At 73.2% G+C, this 25,411-nt stretch carries 25 protein-coding genes; 10 read left to right on the forward strand and 15 right to left on the reverse strand.

The window, feature by feature from the left end; all coding sequences use genetic code 11:
• Window positions 1-388 precede the first annotated feature (388 nt).
• On the forward strand, window positions 389-964 hold the full coding sequence (locus ACZ6Y7_RS01080) for a hypothetical protein (RefSeq protein ID WP_465755777.1): 576 nt from the start codon (window positions 389-391) through the stop codon (window positions 962-964).
• Window positions 965-1,046: 82 nt separating this feature from the next.
• Here the strand turns inward: ACZ6Y7_RS01080 and ACZ6Y7_RS01085 are convergent, their stop codons facing one another.
• Entirely contained in the window at window positions 1,047-1,943 is an 897-nt protein-coding gene (locus ACZ6Y7_RS01085) for a LysR family transcriptional regulator (protein WP_465755778.1), read from the reverse strand.
• A gap of 166 nt (window positions 1,944-2,109) precedes the next feature.
• Here ACZ6Y7_RS01085 and ACZ6Y7_RS01090 point away from each other — a divergent pair, with 166 nt between their 5' ends.
• Window positions 2,110-2,496, forward strand: a complete 387-nt coding sequence (locus ACZ6Y7_RS01090; RefSeq protein ID WP_465755779.1) for a VOC family protein — start codon at window positions 2,110-2,112, stop codon at window positions 2,494-2,496.
• Window positions 2,497-2,585: 89 nt separating this feature from the next.
• Here the strand turns inward: ACZ6Y7_RS01090 and ACZ6Y7_RS01095 are convergent, their stop codons facing one another.
• The 7 genes from ACZ6Y7_RS01095 to ACZ6Y7_RS01125 form a co-directional block, all read right to left on the reverse strand.
• The gene (locus ACZ6Y7_RS01095; protein WP_465755780.1) at window positions 2,586-2,738 is read right to left on the reverse strand and encodes a hypothetical protein; all 153 of its coding nucleotides are present in this window, start codon (window positions 2,736-2,738) and stop codon (window positions 2,586-2,588) included.
• Window positions 2,739-2,786: 48 nt separating this feature from the next.
• A complete protein-coding gene (locus ACZ6Y7_RS01100) occupies window positions 2,787-3,185 on the reverse strand; it encodes a type II toxin-antitoxin system VapC family toxin (protein ID WP_465755781.1) in 399 nt (132 codons plus the stop codon).
• Between the two features lie 37 nt (window positions 3,186-3,222).
• Complete coding sequence (locus ACZ6Y7_RS01105; RefSeq protein ID WP_196950805.1) at window positions 3,223-3,450, reverse strand: AbrB/MazE/SpoVT family DNA-binding domain-containing protein; 228 nt, start codon at window positions 3,448-3,450, stop codon at window positions 3,223-3,225.
• 159 nt (window positions 3,451-3,609) lie between these two features.
• Window positions 3,610-5,424, reverse strand: coding sequence for a phosphomethylpyrimidine synthase ThiC (gene thiC, locus ACZ6Y7_RS01110; protein WP_465755782.1), 1,815 nt, complete (start codon window positions 5,422-5,424; stop codon window positions 3,610-3,612).
• Window positions 5,425-5,718: 294 nt separating this feature from the next.
• Entirely contained in the window at window positions 5,719-5,919 is a 201-nt protein-coding gene (locus tag ACZ6Y7_RS01115; RefSeq protein WP_402221312.1) for a DUF5326 family protein, read from the reverse strand.
• A 261-nt stretch (window positions 5,920-6,180) separates the two neighbouring features.
• A complete protein-coding gene (tenA, locus tag ACZ6Y7_RS01120; RefSeq protein ID WP_465755783.1) occupies window positions 6,181-6,849 on the reverse strand; it encodes a thiaminase II in 669 nt (222 codons plus the stop codon).
• A gap of 166 nt (window positions 6,850-7,015) precedes the next feature.
• The gene (locus ACZ6Y7_RS01125) at window positions 7,016-7,333 is read right to left on the reverse strand and encodes a cupin domain-containing protein (RefSeq protein WP_465755784.1); all 318 of its coding nucleotides are present in this window, start codon (window positions 7,331-7,333) and stop codon (window positions 7,016-7,018) included.
• Between the two features lie 107 nt (window positions 7,334-7,440).
• On the opposite strand from ACZ6Y7_RS01125, the gene ACZ6Y7_RS01130 reads away from it, so the two are divergent.
• Window positions 7,441-7,821, forward strand: a complete 381-nt coding sequence (locus ACZ6Y7_RS01130; protein WP_465755785.1) for a phage holin family protein — start codon at window positions 7,441-7,443, stop codon at window positions 7,819-7,821.
• 121 nt (window positions 7,822-7,942) lie between these two features.
• On the opposite strand, the gene ACZ6Y7_RS01135 is transcribed toward ACZ6Y7_RS01130, so the two are convergent.
• On the reverse strand, window positions 7,943-8,371 hold the full coding sequence (locus ACZ6Y7_RS01135; protein WP_465755786.1) for an SsgA family sporulation/cell division regulator: 429 nt from the start codon (window positions 8,369-8,371) through the stop codon (window positions 7,943-7,945).
• Between the two features lie 138 nt (window positions 8,372-8,509).
• Between ACZ6Y7_RS01135 and ACZ6Y7_RS01140 the strand changes: the two genes are divergently transcribed.
• Entirely contained in the window at window positions 8,510-9,052 is a 543-nt protein-coding gene (locus ACZ6Y7_RS01140) for an NUDIX domain-containing protein (RefSeq protein ID WP_465755787.1), read from the forward strand.
• A 36-nt stretch (window positions 9,053-9,088) separates the two neighbouring features.
• Here ACZ6Y7_RS01140 and ACZ6Y7_RS01145 read toward each other — a convergent pair whose 3' ends face one another.
• From ACZ6Y7_RS01145 to pdhA, 4 genes are all read right to left on the reverse strand, one after another.
• Complete coding sequence (locus tag ACZ6Y7_RS01145) at window positions 9,089-10,558, reverse strand: globin domain-containing protein (RefSeq protein WP_465755788.1); 1,470 nt, start codon at window positions 10,556-10,558, stop codon at window positions 9,089-9,091.
• 454 nt (window positions 10,559-11,012) lie between these two features.
• Complete coding sequence (locus ACZ6Y7_RS01150; protein WP_465756454.1) at window positions 11,013-12,407, reverse strand: dihydrolipoamide acetyltransferase family protein; 1,395 nt, start codon at window positions 12,405-12,407, stop codon at window positions 11,013-11,015.
• Between the two features lie 5 nt (window positions 12,408-12,412).
• The gene (locus tag ACZ6Y7_RS01155) at window positions 12,413-13,414 is read right to left on the reverse strand and encodes an alpha-ketoacid dehydrogenase subunit beta (RefSeq protein WP_465755789.1); all 1,002 of its coding nucleotides are present in this window, start codon (window positions 13,412-13,414) and stop codon (window positions 12,413-12,415) included.
• The gene (gene pdhA, locus ACZ6Y7_RS01160) at window positions 13,414-14,553 is read right to left on the reverse strand and encodes a pyruvate dehydrogenase (acetyl-transferring) E1 component subunit alpha (RefSeq protein ID WP_465755790.1); all 1,140 of its coding nucleotides are present in this window, start codon (window positions 14,551-14,553) and stop codon (window positions 13,414-13,416) included. The genes ACZ6Y7_RS01155 and pdhA overlap by 1 nt, the downstream gene beginning before the upstream one ends.
• 149 nt (window positions 14,554-14,702) lie before the next feature.
• Here pdhA and ACZ6Y7_RS01165 point away from each other — a divergent pair, with 149 nt between their 5' ends.
• On the forward strand, window positions 14,703-15,173 hold the full coding sequence (locus ACZ6Y7_RS01165) for an Lrp/AsnC family transcriptional regulator (protein ID WP_465755791.1): 471 nt from the start codon (window positions 14,703-14,705) through the stop codon (window positions 15,171-15,173).
• A gap of 7 nt (window positions 15,174-15,180) precedes the next feature.
• On the opposite strand, the gene ACZ6Y7_RS01170 is transcribed toward ACZ6Y7_RS01165, so the two are convergent.
• A complete protein-coding gene (locus ACZ6Y7_RS01170; protein WP_402221289.1) occupies window positions 15,181-15,765 on the reverse strand; it encodes a TetR/AcrR family transcriptional regulator in 585 nt (194 codons plus the stop codon).
• A 142-nt stretch (window positions 15,766-15,907) separates the two neighbouring features.
• Here ACZ6Y7_RS01170 and ACZ6Y7_RS01175 point away from each other — a divergent pair, with 142 nt between their 5' ends.
• From ACZ6Y7_RS01175 to ACZ6Y7_RS01185, 3 genes are all read left to right on the forward strand, one after another.
• Entirely contained in the window at window positions 15,908-17,170 is a 1,263-nt protein-coding gene (locus ACZ6Y7_RS01175; RefSeq protein WP_465755792.1) for a hypothetical protein, read from the forward strand.
• Between the two features lie 152 nt (window positions 17,171-17,322).
• The gene (gene paaN, locus ACZ6Y7_RS01180) at window positions 17,323-19,023 is read left to right on the forward strand and encodes a phenylacetic acid degradation protein PaaN (protein WP_465755793.1); all 1,701 of its coding nucleotides are present in this window, start codon (window positions 17,323-17,325) and stop codon (window positions 19,021-19,023) included.
• Window positions 19,024-19,157: 134 nt separating this feature from the next.
• Entirely contained in the window at window positions 19,158-20,639 is a 1,482-nt protein-coding gene (locus tag ACZ6Y7_RS01185; protein WP_465755794.1) for an FAD-dependent monooxygenase, read from the forward strand.
• A 291-nt stretch (window positions 20,640-20,930) separates the two neighbouring features.
• Here the strand turns inward: ACZ6Y7_RS01185 and ACZ6Y7_RS01190 are convergent, their stop codons facing one another.
• On the reverse strand, window positions 20,931-21,485 hold the full coding sequence (locus tag ACZ6Y7_RS01190; RefSeq protein ID WP_465755795.1) for a CGNR zinc finger domain-containing protein: 555 nt from the start codon (window positions 21,483-21,485) through the stop codon (window positions 20,931-20,933).
• Between the two features lie 322 nt (window positions 21,486-21,807).
• On the opposite strand from ACZ6Y7_RS01190, the gene ACZ6Y7_RS01195 reads away from it, so the two are divergent.
• Together ACZ6Y7_RS01195 and ACZ6Y7_RS01200 are read left to right on the forward strand one after the other, a co-directional pair.
• Window positions 21,808-23,979 (forward strand): S53 family peptidase, encoded by a 2,172-nt coding sequence (locus ACZ6Y7_RS01195; protein WP_465755796.1) that lies wholly within the window; start codon window positions 21,808-21,810, stop codon window positions 23,977-23,979.
• A 303-nt stretch (window positions 23,980-24,282) separates the two neighbouring features.
• On the forward strand, window positions 24,283-25,305 hold the full coding sequence (locus ACZ6Y7_RS01200; RefSeq protein WP_465755797.1) for an XRE family transcriptional regulator: 1,023 nt from the start codon (window positions 24,283-24,285) through the stop codon (window positions 25,303-25,305).
• The last annotated feature ends 106 nt before the right edge of the window (window positions 25,306-25,411 follow it).

The raw sequence follows: 25,411 nt of genomic DNA on the forward strand, positions 1-25,411 counted from the left end.
CCGGGCGCGGCCCGCCGGCACGGGAGCGGCGCGGACCCCGGCACGGACCGCGGCCCGGGGCCGGTGCCTCCGCCTCTGCCGGTGCCGGTGCCGGTGCCGGTCCGACGGTGGACCGGGAGCGTCGCCGGCGCCTTCACGCTGGTGCGACGTCCGCACTCCCGCCCGCCGGGTCTCCTCCGGTCGTCGCACCGGGGAGCCGCCCCCGTCCTCCTACCGGAGTACGACGCCCGGCCCCGGCTGCTCCTCCGGCCCGGTCCCCCGTGCGGGGGACCGCAGTGCCCGGGGTCCGCCCCCGGAGAGGACGCCCCGGGCCCGGATCCGCGGGACCGTCGATGCCAGACGACAGACGGCGGGCGACGGACGTCCGTCCCGGGCGGGAGGCGACAGCATGAACACGGCCACGACGGCACCACGGACGTCGACCCGACGGCTGCACGGCGCACCCGCCCCCGGCGTGCCGCGCTGGGCCGTCCGGACCGCGTACGCGATCACCCTGGTCGTCCTGCCCTCCTGCCTCTGGCGGATCGCCGGCTTCATCCTCGGCCTGCCGCTGCTCGACCACGGTCCGACGCCCCCCGAGGCCGACCCGGCCTCCTTCGACGGCGGCTGGGTGTACATCCTCGCCCTCAGCGTGGTCAGCGAGGCCCTGGCCTTCCTCTGCTTCGGCCTGGTCGCGCGCTGGGGCGAGGTGTGGCCGCGCTGGATCCCCTTCCTCGGCGGCCGGCCGGTACCGGTGCTCGCCGCCGTCGTCCCGGCCGGCCTGGGCTCGGCGGTCCTGATGGTCTTCCCCTACGCGATGGTGATGTTCTCCCTCGGCCTGACCATCCGCGGCGACCGGGGCGGGGTCATCACCCACGGCTGGCAGACCGCGGTGTTCTGGATCAGCTACCTCCCGCTGGCCGCCTGGGGCCCGCTCCTCGCGGTCCTCACCGTGCACTACTACCGCCGGCGCAGGGCCGGTTGAGCTCGCACCGGGGTGGGCCGCCCGGGCGTGGACGGCGCCTCCGGGGCGACCGCCGCCGCGGGACCGTGGGCCTCCGCGCCGGTCAGCCGCCCGCCGCCGGGCCGGCCGCGTCCGCCGCCGCCCGTACGAAGGCCAGGACCGTGGCCGTCGAGTTCCCCTCCCGCCAGACCGGCCCGCGGAGGATCGGCGGCGCGTCGTGGATCGGCACGTAGGCCACGTCCGGGCGGGGATAGTAGCGGCGCGAGTGCTCGCCGACCGGCAGGACGCCGCGGCCCAGGGCGACCAGGCTGAGCATCTCGGAGAACGTCCTGCCGGACGGGCCCTTGGGCACCGGGCGGCCGGACGGGGTGTGCTCGGGGGTGCGGTCCCGCTTGAAGGACGCCGAGGTGACGGCCGGGTACTGCACCACCGGATGGTCGGCCAGCACCTCGACCGACACCGAGCGCTCCGCGGCCAGCGGGTGCCCGGCCGCCACGGCCAGGACCCGCCGCTCGCTCAGCAGCACCGGGCCGTTGGCCATCCCGTCGAACGGGTAGGAGGCGATCAGCACGTCCACCGAGCCGTCCTCCAGACTCGTCCGGGAGTTGCCCAGCTGCACCTCCCGGACGTCGACCCGGCATTCCGGGTGCCGCTCCCCGAACAGCGCCACCGCCCTGAGCAGCACCGGCGCCGTCCACTCGCCCAGGAACGCCACCCGCAGCTCCCCGGTGACCCCCCGGGCGGCGTCCTCCGCCCGGCGCAGCGCGGCCGCCATCGCCTCCACCACCGGGGCCAGGTCGTCCGCCAACTGCCGCCCCAGGGAGGTCAGTCGGACCGACCGACTGGTGCGTTCGAAGAGCCGGCCGCCGATCCGGCGCTCCAGCTTCCCCACCACCTGGCTCACCCTCCCGGTGGTCAGGTGCAGGCGCTCGGCCGTCCGGCCGAAGTGCAACTCCTCCACGAGCCCGAGGAAGACCTCGATCTCCAACCGCTCCAGCAATCCGCCCGCCGCCCCTCGATCGTTGAATCGGGCTCAACGATCGTACGGCCGATCGTCGTTGATGGAGCGGCCGGTACGGGGGATCGTGGACCACGTCACCACCCGCCCGGAACGGCCCGCGGCACTCACCGCGACCGGCCGGGAGCCCCCACCCGAGGAGACCCTCATGCGCGTCGTGGCCTTCGACCACCTCGTCCTCAACGTCTCGGACGTCGAGCGTTCCCTGGCCTTCTACTCCGGCCTCCTCGGCCTGGAGCCCGTCCGCGTCGAGGAGTGGCGCGCCGGAGAGGCGCCGTTCCCCTCCGTCCGGGTCACCGCCGACACCATCATCGACCTCACCGCCCGCCCCCGGCAGGAGTCCAACGTCGACCACCTCTGCCTCACCGTCGAGCCCCTCGACTGGCAGGAGGTGATCGACTCCGGCACCTTCGACGTCCTCGAAGGCCCGGTCCCCCGCTACGGCGCCCGCGGCACCGCCACCTCCGTCTACGTCCGCGACCCCGACGGCAACACGGTCGAACTCCGCTGGTACCCCGAGCCCCCCACCGCCTGACCGGCCTCTGCCCCGGCCCCACGGGGGTGGGCCGGGGCAGGCCCGGCGGCGGTGCCCTCGCCGCGCCCGTCAGGGTCGCGGCACCTTCCTCAGTCCGCCGGCGGCAGGTAGACCCGGTTGCCGTGCTCCGCGAACTCGGCCGACTTCTCGGCCATGCCGGCGAGCGCCTCGGCGTCGTAGCCGGCCTCGACCGCGGTCGATCCGTCCCCGTGCTCGTCGCTGATCTTCTGACTGATCCTCATCGAGCAGCGCTTCGATGAAGGCACCATCGGGGCTCGATGGAGATCCTGCTATGGACAGATCAGTTCGATGGTCGGAAAGTACGTCCGATACCGCGAGGCGTCGCGCGTGAGCAAACGGTACCCACGCACAGCGGCATGCGCTCCGATGTAGAAGTCGGGCAGCGGCGCCGTCTTCTGCCCACCGCGCTTGCGATACAGCAGAAAGGCCTTGCCCGCCAGGAACCCCGCCTCATAGGGAAGCGGCTCTCGTGCGAAGTCCTCAGCGGGCAGGACCGCGTCCAAGTCCTCGATCGCGGCATACGCCACCGAGACTTCCGCGTAGACGATCGGATTGATGACCACCTCCCCCTCGTCCTGGGCCTTGGACAGTGCGGTCTCCGACCAGTCGGCCCAGTTCTCGTCCTCCGTCATCAGATCCAGGAGCACACAGGAGTCGACCAGTGTCACCGGTCGGCCCTGGCCCGGGCCGACCAGCCTCAACCTGCTACTCGCCACGCAGTAGCTCCATGATCTCGTCCGTGGACATGCCGCCCGCGGCACTTCCCCTCATGCGGCGGGCCACCCGCTGTCCTCTGGTGCCGTGCCCCTCCCGGCGCACTATCCGCAGGACACCACCCTCCTCGATGACGTCCACCTCGTCCCCGGGCCGCAGACCGCACTTCTCGCGAAGGTCCGCGGGGATGGTGACTTGCCCCTTGCTGTTGAGCCGCATCTCCCACCTCCTGTAGCACGTAATACCGCTACCACGTAATACTAGACCCGCCCGCGCCCACCCGGAGCGGTGCGATCACCGCCCAGTGCTCGGGCGGCGCTGAACATGGATGTGGCTCGGGAGTCGATCAAGACTCCCGAGCCACAGCCGTCGTCGATGTCAGTCCGCCAGCGGCAGGTAGACCCGGTTGCCGTGCTCCGCGAACTCGGCCGACTTCTCGGCCATGCCGGCCAGGGCTTCCGCATCGAACTCGGTGTTCACGGCGGTCGATCCGTCGCCGTGCTCGTCGCGGATCTTCTGGCTGATCTTCATCGAGCAGAACTTCGGGCCGCACATGGAGCAGAAGTGCGCCGTCTTGGCGGGTTCGGCGGGGAGGGTCTCGTCGTGGAAGTCGCGGGCGGTCTCCGGGTCGAGGGCCAGGTTGAACTGGTCCTCCCAGCGGAACTCGAAGCGGGCGTCGGAGAGCGCGTCGTCCCATTCCTGGGCGCCGGGGTGGCCCTTGGCGAGGTCGGCGGCGTGGGCCGCGATCTTGTAGGTGATCACGCCGGTCTTGACGTCGTCGCGGTTGGGCAGGCCCAGATGCTCCTTGGGCGTGACGTAGCAGAGCATCGCGGTGCCCCACCAGGCGATCATCGCGGCGCCGATGCCCGAGGTGATGTGGTCGTAGCCCGGGGCGACGTCGGTGGTCAGCGGGCCGAGGGTGTAGAACGGCGCCTCGTCGCAGATCTCCTTCTGGAGATCCATGTTCTCCTTGATCTTGTGCATCGGGACGTGTCCCGGGCCCTCGATCATCACCTGGACGTCGCGCCCGCGGGCGATCCGGCCGAGCTCGCCGAGGGTCTGCAGTTCCGCGAACTGCGCCTCGTCGTTGGCGTCGGCGATCGAGCCGGGCCGCAGGCCGTCCCCGAGCGAGAAGGTCACGTCGTAGGCGGCGAGGATGTCGCAGAGTTCCTCGAAGTTGGTGTAGAGGAAGTTCTCCCGGTGGTGCGCCAGGCACCAGGCCGCCATGATCGAGCCGCCGCGCGAGACGATGCCGGTCTTGCGGCGGGCGGTCAGCGGGACGTAGCGCAGCAGCACGCCGGCGTGGACGGTCATGTAGTCGACGCCCTGCTCGCACTGCTCGATGACGGTGTCCCGGTAGACCTCCCAGCTCAGCTCCTCGGCCTTGCCGTCCACCTTCTCCAGGGCCTGGTAGAGCGGCACGGTGCCGATCGGCACGGGGGAGTTGCGCAGGATCCACTCGCGGGTGGTGTGGATGTTGCGGCCGGTGGAGAGGTCCATGACGGTGTCGGCGCCCCAGCGGGTGGCCCAGGTCATCTTCTCCACCTCCTCCTCGATCGAGGAGGTGACGGCGGAGTTGCCGATGTTGGCGTTGATCTTCACCAGGAAGTTGGTGCCGATGATGGCCGGCTCCACCTCCGGGTGGTTCACGTTGACCGGGATGACGGCCCGTCCGCGGGCCACCTCCTCGCGCACGAACTCCGGCGCCAGGCCCTCGCGCAGCGCCACGAACTCCATCTCCGGGGTCACCACGCCGCGCTTGGCGTACGCGAGTTGGGTGACGGCGACACCGCCGCGGCCGCGCAGCGGGCGGCGCGGGCGGCCGGGGAAGACGGCGTCCAGGTTGCGCAGGTTGCCGCCGCGCGGCGCGGTGTGCTTGATCCCGTCGTCCTCGGGGCGCGGCTCGCGGCCGTCGTACTCCTCGACGTCGCCGCGCTGGCGGATCCAGGGGTCGCGCAGCGCGGGCAGGCCGCGGCGCACGTCGGGCTCGTACGACGGGTCGGTGTACGGGCCGGAGGTGTCGTACAGCGGGACGGTCCTGCCGTCCGTGAGCAGCACCTCGCGGTACGGGACCCGCAGGTCGGGGCGGGATCCCTCGCGGTGCGCCTTGCGCCAGGCCGGAGTCGGATAGCCGGTGCGCTCGCTGCTGGGGGCGCTCTGGGCAGACTGCGGCTGTGCTTCGAACGTGGTCATCTGACCTCTACTCCCTACGCCGGCATTACCCGGTCCAGGTTCCTGCGGTCGACGCAGCCGTCGGTCCGTCCGTCGACGGTCCGGTCAGCGTCCTCTCAGCCCGGTGCTCCGAGCTCCCGCGTCGCAGGCGGTTGCCTGCACATGACGCCCAACACGGTAGCGAGCCGTCTGCCGCAGGTCCAGAGGGGGTCCGTCCCCCGGCCCCGGGAACGGGTGGCCGACGTCCGGGAACGGCCGAGGCCCGGCTCCCCGTGACGGGGGCCGGGCCTCAGGGCGGCGGATGGGGGAGCAGGGTCAGCTCTTGGCCGCCTTCTTCACCAGGATCACCACGGCGGCCGCGATGCCCACCACCACCAGCAGCTTGATCACGATGCCCAGCAGGAACCCGACCACGCCGAACACGAAGGCGACGATGTTCCAGGCCAGCACCAGGACCAGCACCGGGATGACGATGTTGCGCACCCAGGAGGGCAGCGACTTCCAGAGCTCAGCCATGTCGGATCCTCTTCTCCCCTCGGGTCGGCCGCCGTCCGGAGCCGCATCCCGCTTGCTTTCGATACGTCGATCGTACGGGGGCCGGAGTGCCGGAACGAGGCCCAACGGCCCGGAGAGAACCCCGAGATCACCCCGAGTGCGACCCCCGGGGACACCCCCGGCCGACCTCCGGGAGGAACCCCGGGAAGGACCCCGGCGGACGTCCGCGCAGAAGGCTCCGGGAGCCGCCGGACATCCGCGCCGGAGCGCCTGCGCCGCAGGTCAGACCGGCCAGCGCTCGCCGCGCCAGGCGGCGTCCCAGAACATCCACTCGTAGCGCGAGGTGGTCGCGAAGTGCTCCACCACCTTGCGGCGTTCGGCCGGCGAGAGCTCCTCGCCGATCCGGTCGGCGAGGGCCAGCACCCGGCGGACCACCGACTGGAACGCCTCGTCGCCGTAGGTCGCGATCCACTTCGCGTAGAGCGGGTCGGGGGAGCCCTGGGCGAGCAGCGCCTCGCCGACCCGGGCGTAGATCCAGTAGCAGGGCAGCACCGCGCCGAGCGCCTCGGCGAAGGAGCCGCCGTAGACGGTGGCCAGCAGGTAGCTGGTGTAGGCCCGGGTGGTGGGCAGCACCGGCTCGGCCGCGGCCTGCTCGGCGGTGCCGCCGAAGGCGGTCAGGAACTCGGCGTGCATGCCCTGCTCGGCGGCCAGCGCGCCGACCGCGTCGTCGGCGAAGGCCCGGACGTCCTCCTCGCCGGGCGCCTTGGCGGCGCAGACGGCGAGGGCGCGGGCGTAGTCGCGCAGGTAGTGCGAGTCCTGGACGACGAAGTGGCGGAAGGCCTCGCGCGGCAGGGTGCCGTCGGTGAGGCCGGCCAGGAAGGGGTGGGCCAGGATCTCGGCGTAGACCGGCTCGATGGCGGCCCAGAGTTCTTCGGTGAGGCTGCGGGTCATGCCGCCGACCCTAAACGGCCGCGCGCCGTCCGGGCGCGGCCGGACCGGTCCGCCCTGTCCGGCCCGCCTGCTCCGGGCCAGCCCGCCCGCTCCGGACCCGCCCGGCCGGTCCGGACCCGCCCGTCTGCTCCGGACGCGCCCGGCTGCTCCGGACCCGCCCGTCTGCTCAGTCCTCCGGCGGGGAGAACACCACCAGCACCCGCAGTTCCTCGGTGATGTGGTGGAACCGGTGCGGGGTCCCCGCCGGGACGTACACGACGGTGCCGCGTCCGACGGCCGCGGTCTCGGCGCCGACGGTCAGCTCGGCGCGGCCGCTGACCACCTGGTAGATCTCGTCCTGGTCGTGCGCGGTCTGCGGATCGGTGTCGCCGGGGGAGAGCGCGTACAGCCCGGCGGACATCCGCGGTTCGCGCAGGAACCGCAGGTACGCACCGTCGTTGGCCGCCCGCTCGGCGTCCAGTTCGTCCAGCCGGAACAACTTCACCGCCGCCGTCCTCCCTCGTCCGTCCGCCTCCGGGACCACGGGCATTCAACACCAAACCGCCGTGTGGTGGTTCCCCGTGACCGGTCCGCCTGCCAGGCTTGGGCGCCATGAAGGGTTTCGTCATCAAGACACTGATCAACGCGGCGGCCATCTGGGTCGCCGCCTGGATCGTCAGCGGCATCCAACTCGCCCAGGGCGGGGCCGACTGGCAGCACAAGGCGCTCACGGTGCTCGGCGTCGCCGTCGTGTTCGGCCTCGTCAACTGGCTGATCAAGCCGGTGGTCAAGCTGTTCTCGTTCCCGTTGTTCATCCTCACGCTCGGCCTGATCACCTTCGTGATCAACGCCCTGATGCTGATGCTGACCTCGTGGGCGTCCGGAAAGCTGGAGCTGGACTTCCACGTGACCGGCTTCGGTGCGGCGCTGATCGGTTCGCTGATCATCAGCCTGGTGGCCTGGGGCCTGCACCTGGCCCTGGACGACGACTGACGGCGCCGTGCCCGCCCGCGCGAGGGGGCCCGCACCCGGTGGACCTCCCGGGTACGGGCCCCTTCGTCGTCCGGGGCGGGCGTCCCCGGCGCAGGACTTCCGGCGGGGCTCCCCCGACCGCTCACCCCGCGTTCTCCCGCCCCCTGAGGATCTCCGCCAGCCGGGCGTCGAGCTCCCGCCCCGTGCGCTCCCCGCCGATCGGCACCAGCGCGACGGTACGGTCCAGGAACGCGACCAGCGGCGCCGCCGGGGCGCGCAGCTCGGACTGCCCGTCCGGGGAGCGCAGGGCGACGCACACCTCCGCGCGGCCGTCCCCGCCGACCGGGCGGACGCGCACGTCGCCCTCCCCCGCCGGGCCGGCGGTCCCGTCGAGCAGCAGCTCCCGCGCGAAGAACCAGGTGACCGGCGCGGCGCCGGGCAGGTGGAAGGTGAACCGGACGGCGTACGGGTCGGCGGCCTCGTACCCGGCGTCCGTCGGGATGCGGACGGAGAGCCCGGGCGAGACCACGAGGTTCATCGCCAGACGGATCCGGACCGTGCCGTGCTGCATGCTCCACTACCTCTCGTTCGTGGTCGGCGACCCGCTTTCCGGGCGGTGACCGGGGAGACGTTCCGGCCCGGTCCCCGGGTTTCGGCGCATTCCCGGCGCGGCAGACTCCCGCACAACGCTCCAGCCCCGGAGGTGGCCATGGACCCCGAGAACCGCACCCCGCCACCGCGCCCGGTCGTGAAGCGCACCGCGCGGGCGATCCTGCTGGAGCTGGACCCGGACGATCCGTACGGCCCGGCCTCGATCGTGCTGATCCGGCGGGTCCGGCCGGGCGCGCCGCACCCGTACTGGATCACGCCCGGCGGCGGGGTCGAGCGCGAGGACCGGACGGTGGTCGAGGCGCTGCACCGCGAGGTGGACGAGGAGCTCGGCGCCAAGGTCGTGGACGTGGTGCCCGCCTTCGTCGACACCATCAGCCACCCCTTCCACGACGACGGGACGCTGCTGCACCCGCACGGGGTCAAGGTGCAGCACTTCTTCGTCTGCCGACTGGTCTCGATGGACCTCAGCCGGCGGCACGGCCCGGAGGTGACGGAGCCGAACGGCGAGTACGAGGTGGTCCGGCTGCCGTTCACCCGCGAGGGCGTCACCTCGGTCAACGTCGTACCGCCCCGACTGCGGGCGTACCTGGCGGCCAACATCGAGGGCATCCGCGCGCTGCTCGCGCCCGACCTCGGGTGATCACCCGGCCGCCCAGCCCGCCACCCAGCCCGCCGCTCAGCCCGCCGCCAGGTCGCCGACCAGGTCGTGCCGGATCCGCTCGGCCGGCACCCCCGAGCGCAGCAGCACCCCGACGCCCCGGCGCACCATCGCGGGCGGTCCGCTGAGCACCGCCTCGCGGCCCTCCCACGGGCCGAACCGGCTGACCACTTCTGGCAGTTCACCGGTCAGCGCGCCCTCGGCCGGGCCGGTGCCGGACAGCACCGGCCGCACCGTCAGCCAGGGGTGGAGCCGGGCCAGCTCGCGCAGCCCCTCCAGGTCGTACAGCTCGGCGACGCCGCGGGCGCCGTAGAACACCTCGATCCGGCGGCCGGAGCCGCCGTGCTCGGCGGCCTCCTCGACCAGCGCGCGGATCGGCGCGATGCCGGTGCCGCCGCCGAGGCAGAGCAGGTCCGGGCCGGCGGTGTGGTCGACGGTCATCGAGCCGGCCGCCGGTCCCAGCCGCAGGACGTCGCCCGGAGCGGCCCGGTGGACCAGCGCGTTGCTCACCCAGCCCGCCTGGACGGCCTTGACGTGGAAGGTCAGCAGCCCGTCCGGGCGCGGCGCGGTGGCGAAGGAGTAGTGCCGCCAGACCCGCGGCCACCAGGGCGTCTCCAGGCTGGTGTACTGCCCGGCGCGGTACGGGTAGGCCTGGTCCGGACGGACGGTGATCACCGCGATGTCCCGGGTGCGGCGCTCGTGCCGGACGACCTCGCCCTGCCACCAGGGCGGCGAGGTGCGGGCGGCCTCCTCGGCGGCCCCGATCATGATCGAGGAGATCAGCCGGTAGGCGCGCCGCCAGGCCAGCTCGGTGTCGGCGTCCCAGCGGCCGCCCGCGTACCGGGCCAGCGCCTGCACCAGGCACTCCCCGACCGGGGCGTAGTGGCCGGTCAGCGTGCCGTAGCGGCGGTGGCCGCGGCCGAGTCCGGCGAGCTTGGCGGTCAGGGCCACCGGGTCCTCGGCCCCTCGCGCGGCGTCCAGCAGGGCGCGGAACAGCCGGTCGCGCTGGACGTCCATGGCGGCGGGGAAGAGCGGGCGGACCTCGGGGTGCTGCAGGAACAGCAGCGCGTAGAAGTGCGCGGTGGCCCGGTCGGCGACCGGCTCGACGGCCGCGAGGCTGGCCCGGATCAGCTCGATGTCCCGTGCGGTGAGCGGCAGTTCGACGGCGGAGGCATCAGGCGCGGGGGCGGCGCCGGCGGTGGGTGCCGCCTGCTCGGGCGGCGCCGCCGGGGTCTGCACCGGAGCCCCCTGCACGCTCCAGGCGTCACTCCACCTGTCCCCCGGCCCGGCCCAGTTGAGCCCCGGCGCATCGGCGAACAGCGGACGGAAGGCCGGCGAGCTGCCGGTGACCGAGACGGCCTCCGGATGGCTCGGCGCCGGAACGGCCGGCGGCTCGGTCGGCATCGCCGGGATGGACAGCACGACCGGGCCGGCCTCCGCCGGGGGAGCGGCCGCCGCCGGCGGGAGGTCCGGCGGGTCCAACGGCATCGGCGGCCGTACGGTCTCCTCCGGGGAGGGCACCGACGTCGGCGCCCCGGGCGCCGGCGCCCCGAGGACCCGTGCCGGTGCCTGCGCCGCCTCGGGCGGGAGCTCCGGCAGGCCCGGGACGGAGGCCGCGCCCGCTGAGCCGTGCCCGGTGCGGACCAGAAGTGTTCTGCGGGACTTCACCGCTACGTTTCGAGTACCCAAGAGAATCGTTTCGCCTCCGGCCGGCCTGCGCCACCACCTGGCTTGTCTCTGCTGACGCCTAGGCAGCGTGGCACGGCCGAAGTGCTCATCCGACAAATCCCGCGAAGCCCGGACGCCGGGGCCCGGAACGCGCTACTCTCACTCGATCGCGGTCGCCCTGAGTGGCCCCCCGTCCACCCAGGGCGACCGCGGCCTGCTCACGGCGGTGGCCGCGAAACCGGCGGCGGCCCCGTCCGGAGCGCCGCCGGCTCGCTCAGAGCTGCCGCAGCAGCATCCCCGGCTGTTCCACGCAGTCCGCGACGAACCGCAGGAAGCCGCCCGCCGTCCCGCCGTCGCAGACCCGGTGGTCGAAGGTGAAGGACAGCTGCGTCACCTCGCGCACCGCCAACTCCCCTGCGTGGACCCAGGGTTTGGCCACGATCCGGCCGACCCCGAGCATCGCCGCCTCGGGGTGGTTGAGGATCGGGGTGGACCCGTCCACACCGAACACCCCGTAGTTGTTCAACGTGAAGGTCCCGCCGGTCAGTTCGGCCGGGGTGATCGAACCGTTGCGCGCGGACTCGGTCAACCTGCCGAGTTCCTCCCCGAGTTGCTCGGTGCTGCGGTCCTGCGCGTCCCGCACCACCGGGACCACCAGACCGCGCTCGCCCTGTGCGGCGAAGCCCAGGTGCACCGCCGAGTGCCGGACGATGCCCGAACCGTCCTCGGTCACCGAGGAGTTGAGTTCCGGGAAGCGCGCCAGAGCGACCGTGCAGATCCGCGCCAGCAGCGCCAGCACGCTCACCTTCGGGCCCGGGGTCGCGTTCAACTGCCGGCGCAGTGCCATCAGTTCGGTGGCGTCGGCGTCCACCCAGCAGGTCGCGGCCGGGATCTCCCGGTGGCTCCGGCTGAGCTTCTCGGCCACCGCCTTGCGCAGCCCGCGCAGCGGTACCACGCCCTCCTGGGCGCCCGACGGACCCGCCGCCGGCACGCCCGCCGGAACGCCCGCCGGAACGACCGACGGCGCCGCCGGGGCCGCCGGGGCCGCCGGGGCCGCGACCTTGGCCGCGACCGCCCGTTCGACGTCCGCCCGCATGATCAGCCCGTCCGGCCCGCTCCCGGTGAGCGCGGCCAGGTCGACCCCCTGCTCCCGGGCCAGCCGCCGCACCAGCGGCGAGATCACCGGCACCACGACGGCGGCGGGCGCGACGACGGCAGCGGGCGCGACCGGGGCAACCGCGGCAGCAGCGGCCGGAGCCGCCGGAGCCGCCCCCGCGAGCGCAGCCGCCCCGACCCGGCGCCGCCGCCCGCCCTTCGCGGTCTCCGCGACGCCGTACCCGACCAGCGGTCGCTCGACCTCGGCGGAGGCCGCGACAGCGGGCGCGGACCCGCCCCCGGACGCGTCCGGGGAGCCCCCGCCCGTCGACGCCACCGCGACCGTCACCAGCGGCGCGCCCACGGCGATCTCCTCGCCCTCCGCGCCGTACCGCGCGGTGACCACCCCGCCGTACGGGCAGGGCACCTCGACCACCGCCTTGGCGGTCTCGACCTCCACCACCGGCTGGTCGACCGCGATGACCTCGCCGACCTCGACCATCCAGCGCACCACCTCCGCCCCGGTGAGCCCCTCACCGAGGTCGGGCAGCCGGAACTCCCGCACGACGGGCATCATGCTCAGTCCTCCCACTGCAGTCGGGCGACCGCGTCCAGGATCCGGTCCACCCCGGGCAGGTGGTGGTGCTCCAGCATCGGCGGCGGGTACGGGATGTCGAAGCCGGTGACCCGCAGCACGGGCGCCGCCAGGTGGTGGAAGCAGCGCTCGGTGACACGCGCGGCGATCTCCGCGCCGGTGCCGCCGAAGCCGGTCGCCTCGTGCACCACCACGGCCCGCCCGATCGAGCGCACCACCCGGCAGACCGTCTCGTCGTCGAACGGCACCAGGGTGCGCAGGTCCAGCACCGCGAGGTCCCAGCCCTCGGCCTTCGCCGTCTCGGCCGCCTCCAGGCAGACCGGCAGCGAGGGGCCGTAGGTGATCAGCACGGCGGACGTCCCGGGGCGGCGCAGCACCGCCCTGCCGATCGGCTCGACGGCCGCCGCCGGGTCCAGCTCGGCCTTGCCCCAGTAGAGCCGCTTGGGCTCCAGGAAGACCACCGGGTCGTCGGAGGCGATCGAGGCGCGCAGCAGCCCGTACGCGTCGGAGACCGTCGCCGGGGTGACCACGTGCAGGCCGGGGGTGCCGGCGTAGTACGCCTCGGAGGCGTCGCTGTGGTGCTCGACCCCGCCGATGCCGCCGCCGTACGGGATCCGGACGGTGATCGGCAGCGGGAGCCGGCCCGCGGTGCGGTTGCGCATCTTGGCGACGTGCGAGAACAGCTGCTCCAGCGCCGGGTAGGCGAAGGCGTCGAACTGCATCTCGACCACCGGGCGCAGCCCGTACATCGCCATGCCGATCGCGGTGCCGAGGATGCCGGCCTCGGCCAGCGGGGTGTCCAGGCAGCGGTCCGGGCCGAACTCGGCGGTCAGCCCGTCGGTGATCCGGAAGACGCCGCCGAGCGCGCCGACGTCCTCGCCGAGGACGTGCACCGTCGGGTCCTCGCGCATGGCGTCCCGCAGCGCGGAGTTGAGTGCCTGTGCCATGGAGGCGGTGCGGGCACCGGAGGTGAGGACGGTCGACATCAGTGCTGCACCTCGGCCTCGGCGGCCAGCTCGGCGGACAACTGGGCGGCCTGCTCCCGCAGTTGCGGGGTCGGCTCGGCGAAGACGTGGGCGAACAGGGACATCGGGTCGAGCTCGGGGTCGGCGTGGAACTCGGCCCGCATCCGGGCCGCCAGCGCCTCCGCCTCCTCGGCCGCCTCCCGCACCAGGGCGTCGTCCAGCACGCCGAGGCCGCGCAGGGCCCGCTCCATCAGCAGGATCGGGTCGTGCTCCCGCCAGGCCTCCACCTCGGGGTCGGTGCGGTAGCGGGTGGCGTCGTCGGCGTTGGTGTGCGCCTCGATCCGGTAGGTCAGCGCCTCGACCAGGGTCGGGCCGCCGCCGCAGCGGGCCCGCTCGACCGCCTCGGCCAGCACGGAGTGCACGGCGGGGGCGTCGTTGCCGTCCACCAGCCGGCCGGGCATGCCGTAGCCGACGGCCTTGTGCGCCAGGCTGGGCGCGGCGGACTGCGCGCTGAGCGGGACGGAGATCGCGTAGCCGTTGTTCTGGACCAGGAAGACCACCGGGGCGCCCAGCACGGCCGCGAAGTTCAGCGCCTCGTGGAAGTCGCCCTCGCTGGTGCCGCCGTCGCCGAGCATCGCCAGCGCGACGACGGGTTCGCCGCTCAGCCGGGCGGCGTGCGCCAGCCCGACCGCGTGCGGCGCCTGGGTGGCGAGCGGGGTGCAGAGCGGGGCGGTGCGGCTGGCGCGCGGGTCGTAGCCGGTGTGGGCGTTGCCGCGCAGCAGGGTCAGCGCCTCCAGCGGGTCGACGCCGCGGGAGACCACGGCGAGGGTGTCGCGGTAGCTCGGGAACAGCCAGTCCTGCTCGCCGAGCACCAGCGCGGCGGCGATCTGGCAGGCCTCCTGGCCGGTGGACGCGGGGTAGACGGCGAGGCGCCCCTGCTTGGTCAGGGTGGTCGCCTGCTGGTTGTACCGGCGGCCGACGACCAGGCGGCGGTAGAGCTCGCGCAGCAGCGCCGGCTCGTACTTCTCCAACGCGGGGGTGCCGAGCACCCGAACGGGGGAGAGGTCCGGGAGGAGGGGGGCCGGGTCGGTGCGCGGGGCGGTGGCTCCAGGCGCCCAACCGGGCACGCCCGTGTGGTGTCTGTGGTCGAGAACGGTCATCTCGGGGCACCTCCAGGGGTGGCGGGGGCTCCCTACCGATTGTTCGGTCGTCTGTTCATCTTGACCAGAAGCGTGACAAGGTGGTGGACATTCGGCCTGAGCGGCGGTCGACTGGTGGCAGTACGTCCAATCGGTGAGGGTGGGGGGTCATGTCGGCTGAACAGACGTCCAGACTCGATCGCGTCGACCGGTCGATCCTGCGGCTGCTGCAGCAGGACGGTCGCGCCTCGATCCGCTCGGTCGCCGAGCGGGTGCACGTGTCCCGGGCCAATGCGTACGCCCGGATCTCCAGGATGGTCGAGGACGGCATCATTCGCGGCTTCACCGCCAGGGTGGACCACGAACGGGCAGGTCAGGCCGCGTCCGCGTACATCACCCTGAAGATCGTCCAGAACTCCTGGCGCACGGTCCGCGAGCAGCTGCTGGAGCTGCCCGGGGTGGCGCACATCGCGCTGGTCGGCGGGGACTTCGACGTCCTGCTCCTGGTGCACACCGCCGACAACCGGGCACTGCGGGAGCTCGTGCTCAACCGCATCCAGTCCATCCCCCAGGTGCTCGGCACCCGCACCATGCTGGTCTTCGAGGAGACCGACCAGGTCCCCCCCGACCCGCCCCTTTGATCGGCGCCTAGCGTGCCCGCAGGCCGTCGAAGGCCAGGTGCACCACCGCGTCCGCGACCCCGTCGGCCGCCTTGAGCCCCGGCCGGTACCACTCCACGATCGAGTTGATCATCCCGAACAGCAGCCGGGTGGCCAGCCGCGGCTCCACGTCCCCGCGCAGCGCGCCGTCCGCGACCGCCGCCCGCAGCAGCTCGGCGACCTGGTGGTCGAAGTCGCGGCGCCGCTCCAGCGCCCACTGCTCGGTGGCCGTGTTGCCGCGCACCCGCAGCAGCAGCGTCACGTACGGCAGCTCCGCCAGCAGCACCTCCGCGGTGCGCCGCACCACGTGCTCCAGCCGCTCCACCGCCGGGCCCTCGACCGCGGCCGGCTCCGCCAGGATCGCGAACAGCCCGTCCAGGGCCCGTCCGACCGCCAGCCGCAGCAGCTCCTCCTTGCCGCGGACGTGGTGGTAGATCGAGGACTTGGAGATCCCGGCCGCCCGGGAGAGGTCCTCCATCGAGGTGCCGTCGTAGCCGCGCTCGTTGAAGACGTCGACGGTCACCGCGAGCAGTGACTCCACGGTGTAGGTGGTGCGCGTGGTGTGATCGGCCATCCCCCGAGTATCCCCGGCGGCAGCGCGCGGTACGCGATCGGGTCCGCTCCCACCGGCCGGTCCGGCCCACCCCGGCCGCAGCCGCAGGCCCTAGACTCTCCGGACGATCCGTCCACGTCCAGCAGGCTGGGGTCCACGGCTGATGAACGCAATACCGGCAGTCGCCTCCGACGCGCCCGAGCAGCGCAGCGGGGAGCCGGAGGAGGGGCGCACCTGGCAGGAGCGCGCCCACGCGCTGGTGGTCCGCTTCGGCCCGGCGGTGTGGTGCTACGCGGTGCTCAAGCTGATCGGCTTCACGGCGTTCATGAAGCTGCTCACCTTCGCCGGCGACTACGCCAGGAAGCCGGCCCGGTTCGGCGGCGGCGCCAACCCCTGGGACGTGCTGGCCAGCTGGGACGGCTGGTGGTACCAGCAGGTGGCCCAGTTCGGCTACCACCCCGCGCTGGTCCCGGTCCCGGGGCCGGAGGGCTTCAACATCGAGCAGAACTCGGCCGCCTTCTTCCCGCTCTACCCGGGCCTGATGCGGCTGACCTCCGAGGTCACCCCCTTCGGCCTGTACGGCGCCGGGATGCTGGTCTCGGTGGTCGCCTCGCTGTTCGCCGCCGCCGGGATCCACGCCGTGGTGGCGAAGCTGTCCGGGGACGTCCGGGCGGGCGTGATCGCGGCCGGGCTCTGGGCGATCGCGCCGGGCTCGGGCGCCGAGTGGGCGGTCTACTCGGACTCCCTCTTCGTCGCGCTGGCCGCCTGGGCCTGCTACTGCGTGATGACCAAGCGGTGGATCGCGGCTGGGGCGATCACCCTGGTCGCCGGCCTCAACCGGCCGACCGCCGCGGCGCTGATCGGCGCGGTCGGCCTGGCCGCGCTGGTCGAGCTGTACCGGCGGGAGAGCGGCGTGCTGCGCCCGCTGGCCGCGATGCTGATGGCCCCGGTCGGCCTGCTCGGCTACGTCGGCTGGGTGGGCTGGAAGACCGGCGAGTGGGGCGGCTACTTCCGCCTGCAGCACGACGCCTGGCTGCACTACTTCGACTGGGGCCAGGGCACCTGGCACGCGATCCGCGGCGTGCTGCTCGGCCGCAACGACTACCCCTTCGCGTTCCCGGTGCCGGACCTGCTGGCCACCCTGATCGTGCTCACCCTGCCGGTGCTGATCGTGCTGCTGGTCCGACTGCGCCCGCCGCTGGTGCTGACCGCCTACACCCTGGCCACGATCGTCTCGGTGCTCGGCAGCCTCGGCATCTTCGGCAACACCTCGCGCTACCTGCTGCCGGCGTTCCCGCTGCTGATCGCGCTCGCGATCGGGATGCGCAAGCTGAGCTGGCCGGTGCTGGCCGCCGTGCTGGGCACCGGCGCGCTCGCCTCCGGCTGGTACGGCGGGTACGTGCTGTTCGAGCTGGGCGTGCCGTAGACCGGGACGACCCGAAGCCCCGGAGGGCGCGTCCGCCGCGGACGCGCCCTCCGTGCGTCCCGGGCGGATTCCCCTCCCCACACCCTCTTGAGCCGACCGATCGTTCGGTTACTCTGTGACGTGTCCCGTCCTCCCCTCTGAGGAGCGCACAGATGTCCGCAGCGGTCACCCACCCCCTCGTCAGCGAGCTGGTCGCGCGCCACCAGGCCACCCTGGACGCCGCGCTCGACGCCGCCGCCAAGCGCGACTACTGGTCGCCCTACCCCGAGTTCCCCAAGGCGTACGGCGAGAGCGGCCCGGCGGACGGCAAGGCCGCCTTCGACGCCCTGCTCGGCAAGCCCTTCGCGCTGGCCGGCCACCCCACCGACGGCGACCAGGTCGGCGGCGAGGCCTCCCCGTACGGCGTCGAGCTGGGCATCACCTACCCGCACGCCGACCCGGACACCCTGATCGCCGCGCTCGACGCCGCCCGCCCGGGCTGGGCCGCCGCCTCGCCGCTGGAGCGCGCGGCCGTCTGCCTGGAGATCCTGCACCGGATCAACGCCCGCTCCCACGAGTTCGCCCAGGCCGTCATGCACACCACCGGCCAGGCCTACGGCATGGCCTTCCAGGCCGGCGGCCCGCACGCCCAGGACCGCGGACTGGAGGCCGTCGCCTACGCGTACGCCGAGCAGACCCGGCTGCCGAAGCAGGCCGGCTGGACCAAGCCCCAGGGCAAACGCGACCCGCTGGTGATGACCAAGGAGTTCACCGTCGTCCCGCGCGGCCTGGCGCTGCTGATCGGCTGCAACACCTTCCCCACCTGGAACGGCTACCCCGGCCTGTTCGCCTCCCTGGCCACCGGCAACCCGGTGCTGGTCAAGCCGCACCCCCGCGCCGTGCTCCCGCTCGCGCTGACCGTCGCGATCGCCCGCGAGGTGCTCGCCGAGGCCGGCTTCGACCCCAACCTGGTCTGCCTGGCCGCCGAGCACGAGGGCGGCACCGTCGCCGCGACCCTCGCAGTCCGCCCCGAGATCAAGATGATCGACTACACCGGCTCCACCGCCTTCGGCGACTGGCTGGAGGAGAACGCCAAGCAGGCCCAGGTGTACACCGAGAAGGCCGGCGTCAACGCCGTCCTGATCGACTCCACCGACGACTACAAGGGCATGCTGTCCAACCTGGCCTTCGCGCTCTCGCTCTACAGCGGCCAGATGTGCACCACCCCGCAGAACGTGCTGATCCCGCGCGGCGGCATCAGCACCGACCAGGGCGACAAGAGCTACGACGAGGTGGTCGCCGACCTCGCCGGCGCGATCGAGGGCCTGCTCGCCGACGACGCCCGCGCCGCCGCCATCCTCGGCGCCGTGGTCAACCCTGGCGTGCTGCAGCGATCGGCGGCGGCGGCCGGCGGCGAGTACGGCGAACTCGCCCTCGCCCCGCGCGCGGTGACGTCGCCGGACTTCCCCGGCGCGACCGTCCGCACCCCCGCCCTGGTCAAGCTGGACGCCGACAAGCCGGACGACCGCGCGGTCTTCCGCAGCGAGTGCTTCGGCCCGGTCTCCTTCGCCGTCGCCGTCGAATCCACCGCCGCAGGCGTCGAGTTGCTGCGCACCACGGTCCGCGAGAAGGGCGCCATGACGGCCTCCGGCTACACCACCTCGCCCGAGGTGGAGGCCCTGCTGGTCCAGGCCGCGCTGGACTCCGGCGTCTCGCTCTCGCTCAACCTGACCGGCGGGGTCTACCCCAACCAGACCGCCGCCTTCTCCGACCTGCACGGCACCGGCGCCAACCCGGCCGCCAACTCGGCCTACTGCGACGGCGCGTTCGTCGCCAACCGGTTCCGCACGGTGGAGATCCGCCGGCACGGCTGATCCCCCCGGGGCCCGGCGGTCACCGACCGCCGGGCCCGGCGGTTCACACCTCACGGCCGGGCCAGCGATGATGGAGGCTGGGAGAACGCCGGGAACGGCGTCCAACCGCCCTCCGAACACCGGGAGCTGAAGACATGGCCGTGAAGCCGACGACCGAAACCGACGTCCTGATCGTCGGCGCCGGACCGACCGGACTGCTGCTCGCCGGCGACCTCGCCGCCGCCGGCGTCGGCGTCACCGTGCTGGAGAAGCGGGCCGCCGAGTCCGACCTCACCCGGGCCTTCGCCGTGCACGCCCGCAGCCTGGAGCTGCTGGACGCCCGGGGCCTGGCCGAGGACCTGATCGCCACCGGCCGCCCGCTCGACTCCCTGAAGCTGTTCAACCGCTTCCGCATCGACCTCGGCTCGCTGCAGACCCGTTTCCCGTTCGTCCTGATCACCCCGCAGTACAACGTCGAACGGCTGCTCCTGCAGCGCGCGCAGAACGCCGGCGCGACGGTGCTGCGCGGCGCCGAGGTCACCGGCCTGCGCCAGGACGCCGAGGGCGTGACCCTGGAGACCGCGGACGGGCACACCCACCGCGCCGCCTACGCCGTCGGCACCGACGGCGTCCACTCCGCCGTCCGCGACCTGCTCGGCATCCCGTTCCCCGGCGAGTCGGTGGTCGACTCCGTGGTGCTGGCCGACGTCCGGCTGGAGCGCGAACCCGCCGAGGCGATCACCGGCGGCGCCAACGAGACCGGCTTCGCCTTCATCGCCCCCTTCGGCGACGGCTGGTACCGGGTCATCGCCTGGGACCGCAACGAACGCCACCAGGACGGCACCGTCCCCTCGACCGAGCAGCTCGCCGCCCTGCTGGAGAGCGTCCTCGGCGAGGACTACGGCCCGCACGACGTGCGCTGGAGCTCCACCTTCCACAGCGACGAGCGCCAGGTCCCCACCTACCGCTCCGGCCGGGTCTTCCTGGCCGGCGACGCCGCCCACTGCCACTCCCCGGCCGGCGGCCAGGGCATGAACACCGGCCTGCAGGACGCCGCCAACCTCTCCTGGAAGCTCGCCGCCGCCCTGAACGGCCGGGCCACCGACGCCCTCCTGGACACCTACCAGACCGAACGGCACCCGGTCGGCAAGACCGTCCTGCGCACCTCCGGCGCACTGATCCGGCTCGCCCTCGCCGAATCCGCCCCCACCCGCGCCCTGCGCGGAGCGCTCACCGCCCTGGGCGGCCACCTCGACCTGATCACCGAGCGCGGCGCCCGACTGGTCTCCGGCATCGAGATCTCCTACCCCGCCCCCAAGGGCTCCCACCCCCAGGTCGGCAAGCGCGTCCCCGACCTCCGGCTGACCGCCCTCAGCAAGCCCACCGAAGGCGCCCCCGAACGCCTCTACGAAGCCCTGCGCACCGGCCGGTTCGTCCTCGTCAGCAACGACGAACTCGCCGCCGCCGACCCCTGGACCCCCCACATGGTCGCCGCCGCCCCCGCCGACCCCCACGGCAAGCTCCGCGACACCGTCCTCCTGATCCGCCCCGACGGCTACGTCGCCTGGGCCGCCGTCGACCCCGGCCAGAACGAACTCACCACCGCCCTCACCACCTGGCTCGGCACCCCCGCCTGACCGCCCCCAAACCCGCCCCCCAAACCCCACCTACACCCACCCACACCCACCCCCACCGCCCCCTCACCCGACCCCGCGAGAGGGACGCGCTGCGGAAGGGGCGGCGCAGGGGGTGGCCCGGAGAGGGGCGTTGCGGGTGATTTTCAGACTGCCAACGACGCCCAACCCCCGCAGAACAGAGTCGGCAGTCTGAAAATCATCCAGCCCCTCGGAGCGGCCACCCCCGGAGCCGCCCCGGCACCCACCCTCCCGAGAGCACCCACCCACCCCCCAGCCCCGCGCAGCGGACCCTCACACCCGCCCCTTCTCGTAGTGCCGCGCCGCCTTCGCCCGATTCCCGCACACCGCCATCCGGCACCACCGCCGCCGCCCGTTCTGCGAGGCGTCGAAGAAATGCAGAATGCACGCCTCGTGCGCGCACTGCTTCACCCGCGAAGCCCCCCGCCCGAGCAGCGTCAGGAAGTCGTCGGCGGCCAGCCAGGGCGCCAGCCACTCCGCCCGGTCGACCTCGACCCGGTCCTCGGCGCCGCCCGGCCCCGCCGTCCGCCGGATCCGCCCGTGCGCCAGCACCGCGTCCAGCCCGGCCGTCGCCCGCGCGCCCAACCCGCCTTCCCGACCGGCCTCCTGGGCTGCGAGCAGGATCGCCTCCCGAGCCTCCCGGATCGCCGCCAGTCCCGCCTCGTCCGCCGTACAGCGCTCGCCGAGCCCGGCGGAGGAGAGCCAGATCCCGTACCCTTCCACCCCGGTGAGCAGGTCGTTGACGGGCGTCCCGGCCCAGCGTGTGTTGAGCAGGTCGAGCGCGAGCGGCTCACCGATGAGCGGTCGCGGGTCCCTGGGGTCTGCCATCACGTCAGTCATCGCCCTCCCTCGGATCCCCCGATCCTACGTCCGCTCCCCACCCTCCCCCAGGCCCGCTCCACGGCCACTCCCCACCCGCCCCACCCCCATTCCTCCCCCGCGCATCGGCATGGACCGTCAGCGAATTCCCTGTCATTCACTGTATGGAAACCCGGAGTTTCTCGGCCTCCACACTTGACTGTTTTTTAGCAATGAATTGCTTGATCATGAGCCACTTCGCACACCGGTTCTGTCATGTTCGAGCCAGCGTTCTCGACCCCGGAACGCCTGGCCCCTTGCCGGCCCCCACAGCCGGCCGGAGGAGGATCCGTTGCGCCCCCGCACCCTTGCTCTCGCCGCGGCGATAGCCGTCCTGCCGCTGACCGCCGTCTCGCTCGGTGTCTCCACCGCGCAGGCCGCCACCCCCAACGCCGCGAGCCCCAACGCCGCCCCGCGCGTCGCCCTGCCGAACACCGTGAACCCCGCGGTGGCCCACTCGGAGAAGAAGGGTGACGTCCCGGCCGAGCAGCAGATCTCCGTCGCCGTCAACCTGAAGCTGCGCAACGCCGACGCGCTGGAGCGCTTCCTCGCCGCGGTCACCACGCCCGGCACCCCCGAGTTCGGCAAGTACCTGACGCCGGAGCAGTTCACCGCGCAGTTCGCCCCGACCCAGGACGCGGTCGAGCAGGTCAAGACCTACCTCGCCCAGCAGGGCCTGACGGTGACCGACGTGAGCGCCAACCGCCAGGTCGTCAACGCCCGCGGCACCGCCGCGCAGGTCTCGCAGGCCTTCGGGACGCACGAGAGCTCGTACGTCGACCCGCAGCTGCAGCGCGCCTTCTTCGCCAACGACGCCGCCGCCTCCATCCCGTCCGACCTGGCCTCCGTGGTCCAGGGCGTCGTCGGCCTGGACAACCACGCGGTGCGCAAGAACCGCCTGGCCCAGCCGAACGGGATCTCCCCGAAGGCCGCCACCGCCTCCCCGTCCGGCATGAACCCGGTGCAGTACACCGGCGCCTACAACCTGAACAAGACCGGCGCGGACGGCACCGGCACCACGGTCGCGCTGTGGGAGTTCGACGGCTACCAGTCCTCGAACCTGACCACCTACGACTCCCAGTTCGGCCTGACCGGCCCGGCCGTCACCACGGTCTCGGTGGACGGCGCCAACTACGACGCCAAGCCCGGCCAGGGCCAGGGCGAGGTCGAGCTGGACAGCGAGATCGTCCGCGGCGCGGCGCCGAAGGCCACCCAGCTGGTCTACGAGGCCCCGAACAGCGACCAGGGCGAGATCGACATGGCCAACAAGATCGTGGCCGACAACCGGGCCTCGGTCATCTCGATCTCCTGGGGCTCCTGCGAGCCGGACACCACCGCCGCCTCGATGACCGCGGTCGACAACGCCTTCAAGCAGGCCGCCGCCCAGGGCATCTCGATCTTCTCCGCCTCCGGTGACGACGGCTCGCGCGACTGCACCCGCTCCACCAGCGGCTCGACCGTCAAGGCCGTCGACTTCCCGGCCTCCAGCCCGCACCAGACCGGTGTCGGCGGCACCAACCTCAAGGTGTCCGGCAGCAACACCTACTCCTCGGAGAGCGCCTGGAGCACCGCCGGCGGCGGCGTCTCCACCGTGTTCTCCAAGCCGAGCTGGCAGACCGGCACCGGCGTCAGCGGCACCATGCGCACCGTCCCGGACGTCTCCTCCAACGCCGACCCGGCGAGCGGCTTCTCGATCTACACCGCCGGCGGCTGGCAGGTCTACGGCGGCACCAGCGCGGCGGCGCCGCTCTGGGCGGGCTACGCGGCCCAGTTCAACCAGAAGGCCAAGGCGGCCGGCCAGCCGGCCCTCGGCGAGGCGAGCCCGCGGCTGTACACCGTCGCGAACAGCAGCAGCTACGGCAGCGTCTTCCACGACGTGTCCACCGGCGCCAACCAGGACTTCTCCGCCAAGGCCGGCTACGACCAGGTCACCGGCTGGGGCTCCCCGGTCGCCGACGCGCTGACCACCGCCCTGCTCGGCGGCGGCACCACCCCGCCGCCCGGCGGCTGCACCGCCGCCCAGCTGGTCGGCAACGGCGGCTTCGAGACCGGCTCCGCCGCCCCGTGGACCACCTCCACCGGCGTCGTCGACAACAGCTCCTCCCAGGCCGCCCACACCGGCAGCTGGAAGGCCTGGATGAACGGCTACGGCTCGGCCCACACCGACACCATGTCGCAGACCGTCTCGATCCCGGCCGGCTGCACCTCCGCGAAGCTGACCTTCTGGCTGCACATCGACACCGCGGAGACCGGCTCCACCGCGTACGACAAGCTGACCGTCCAGGCGAACAGCACCACGCTGGCGACGTACTCCAACGCGAACGCCGCCGCCGGCTACGTGCAGCGCACCCTGGACCTGACCTCCTTCGCCGGCCAGACCGTGACCATCAAGTTCACCGGCACCGAGGACGCGTCCCTGCAGACCAGCTTCGTGGTCGACGACGTCGCGCTGAACGTCAACTGATCACATGCGGTAGCACCGCATAGCACTCGGTAGTCCACCGATACCCCCGCCGGGGCGGCGCCGTCAGGGCCCGCCCCGGCGGTGTCGCGTCCGCCGCGGGCGCCCCGGTAAGCACGGTGTTTCCGGACTGTTTCAAGATCGCTAACCATCCGGTCGACCAGCCGTGACCACTGTCATACGCACGACTGATGACGTAGCCTCTCGACCGTGCATAGGGTTCCCCAAAGCTCGGTGAAGCCGCTGGCGACGCGCCCCGGCGTCGGCCCGGTCCCACCGAACTCACCTGGTGGGGAGGGTCACCGTATGGCCGCACAACAGCCTCAGGACGCCGCGAGGCTGCGGCTGGTCGGGTCGCAGACGGAGCGCCCCGGACCGCCCGCACCCGGGTCGGCGCAGGCCCAGACGCCGGCACCGCCCTCCGGGCGGCTCGCCCCGGTCGGCGGCTTCGCGGACACCCTGCACCTGGCCATCGAGGCCAGCGGCCTCAGCCTGGACCGGATCCGCGCCGCCCTCGCCCAACGCGGGGTCAGGGTCAGCGTCACGACGCTCAGTTACTGGCGGCGCGGCCGCAGCCAGCCCGAGCGGGCCAGCTCGCTGCGCGCCGTCCACCTGCTGGAGGAGCTGCTGGGCCTGCCGCACAGCGCGCTCTCCTCGCTGCTCGGGCCGCCCCGCCCGCGCGGCCGCTGGGCGGCCACCGCCAACACCCTGCACCTCGGCCTGGAGGACGTCTGGCCGGGCGAGCAGGAGATCGCCTCGATCTTCGCCGAGCTGGACGCCCCGCCGGCCGGCGAGCTGGAGCGGCTGAGCATCCACGACTCGTACTACGTGGACGCCGAGCAGCGCGGCAACCTGCTGCGGATGCGCCAGGTGGTGCGCGCCACCGTCGGCGGCGTCGGCCGCTGCCTGGTCGTCCACAAGGCCGACGAGGAGGCCACCGGCTGCCCCGAGATCACCTCGGTCCGGCACGGCCGGCTCGGCCGGGTGCGCCGCCGCCCGGACGACGGCCTGACCGTCGCCGAGCTGATGCTGGACCGCCCGCTCGGCCTCGGCGACAGCACCGTCTTCGAGTACGAGGTGGAGATCCCGCCCGGCGGGCCGACCCTGGAGTACAGCCGCCGCTTCGCGACCCCAGTGCGCGAGTACGTCCTCCAGGTGCACTTCGACCCGGCGGCCGTCCCGGCGCACTGCGAGCGCTACGACCGCGAGCCGGGCGCCGACGTGGACCACCGCCGCGAGCAGCTCTGGATCGGCGCCTCCGCGAGCGCCCACGTCCTGGCCCCCGACCAGCAACCCGGCCACATCGGCATCCGCTGGGAATGGGCTTAGATCCACCTCCCCGAGCCCCGTCGGACCGGTTCCGACGGGGCTCTGTGCTGTCCGCCCACCTAACCCCTTGAAGCCCGCACGCCGGTTGACGCCCCATCACCTAACC

The organism is Kitasatospora sp. NPDC053308, assembly GCF_055585785.1.

Bases quoted from the DNA above. Each gene is read 5' to 3' on its own strand.
- ACZ6Y7_RS01155 (WP_465755789.1), bottom strand. From the start codon at position 13,414: ATGTCGACCGTCCTCACCTCCGGTGCCCGCACCGCCTCCATGGCACAG.
- ACZ6Y7_RS01095 (WP_465755780.1), bottom strand. From the start codon at position 2,738: ATGAGGATCAGTCAGAAGATCAGCGACGAGCACGGGGACGGATCGACC.
- ACZ6Y7_RS01185 (WP_465755794.1), top strand. From the start codon at position 19,158: ATGGCCGTGAAGCCGACGACCGAAACCGACGTCCTGATCGTCGGCGCC.
- pdhA (WP_465755790.1), bottom strand. From the start codon at position 14,553: ATGACCGTTCTCGACCACAGACACCACACGGGCGTGCCCGGTTGGGCG.
- ACZ6Y7_RS01200 (WP_465755797.1), top strand. From the start codon at position 24,283: ATGGCCGCACAACAGCCTCAGGACGCCGCGAGGCTGCGGCTGGTCGGG.
- ACZ6Y7_RS01145 (WP_465755788.1), bottom strand. From the start codon at position 10,558: ATGCCGTTGGACCCGCCGGACCTCCCGCCGGCGGCGGCCGCTCCCCCG.
- ACZ6Y7_RS01165 (WP_465755791.1), top strand. From the start codon at position 14,703: ATGTCGGCTGAACAGACGTCCAGACTCGATCGCGTCGACCGGTCGATC.
- ACZ6Y7_RS01150 (WP_465756454.1), bottom strand. From the start codon at position 12,407: ATGCCCGTCGTGCGGGAGTTCCGGCTGCCCGACCTCGGTGAGGGGCTC.
- ACZ6Y7_RS01175 (WP_465755792.1), top strand. From the start codon at position 15,908: ATGAACGCAATACCGGCAGTCGCCTCCGACGCGCCCGAGCAGCGCAGC.
- ACZ6Y7_RS01080 (WP_465755777.1), top strand. From the start codon at position 389: ATGAACACGGCCACGACGGCACCACGGACGTCGACCCGACGGCTGCAC.
- ACZ6Y7_RS01135 (WP_465755786.1), bottom strand. From the start codon at position 8,371: ATGCAGCACGGCACGGTCCGGATCCGTCTGGCGATGAACCTCGTGGTC.
- tenA (WP_465755783.1), bottom strand. From the start codon at position 6,849: ATGACCCGCAGCCTCACCGAAGAACTCTGGGCCGCCATCGAGCCGGTC.
- ACZ6Y7_RS01170 (WP_402221289.1), bottom strand. From the start codon at position 15,765: ATGGCCGATCACACCACGCGCACCACCTACACCGTGGAGTCACTGCTC.
- ACZ6Y7_RS01190 (WP_465755795.1), bottom strand. From the start codon at position 21,485: ATGGCAGACCCCAGGGACCCGCGACCGCTCATCGGTGAGCCGCTCGCG.
- ACZ6Y7_RS01140 (WP_465755787.1), top strand. From the start codon at position 8,510: ATGGACCCCGAGAACCGCACCCCGCCACCGCGCCCGGTCGTGAAGCGC.
- ACZ6Y7_RS01090 (WP_465755779.1), top strand. From the start codon at position 2,110: ATGCGCGTCGTGGCCTTCGACCACCTCGTCCTCAACGTCTCGGACGTC.
- paaN (WP_465755793.1), top strand. From the start codon at position 17,323: ATGTCCGCAGCGGTCACCCACCCCCTCGTCAGCGAGCTGGTCGCGCGC.
- ACZ6Y7_RS01105 (WP_196950805.1), bottom strand. From the start codon at position 3,450: ATGCGGCTCAACAGCAAGGGGCAAGTCACCATCCCCGCGGACCTTCGC.
- ACZ6Y7_RS01130 (WP_465755785.1), top strand. From the start codon at position 7,441: ATGAAGGGTTTCGTCATCAAGACACTGATCAACGCGGCGGCCATCTGG.
- ACZ6Y7_RS01115 (WP_402221312.1), bottom strand. From the start codon at position 5,919: ATGGCTGAGCTCTGGAAGTCGCTGCCCTCCTGGGTGCGCAACATCGTC.
- thiC (WP_465755782.1), bottom strand. From the start codon at position 5,424: ATGACCACGTTCGAAGCACAGCCGCAGTCTGCCCAGAGCGCCCCCAGC.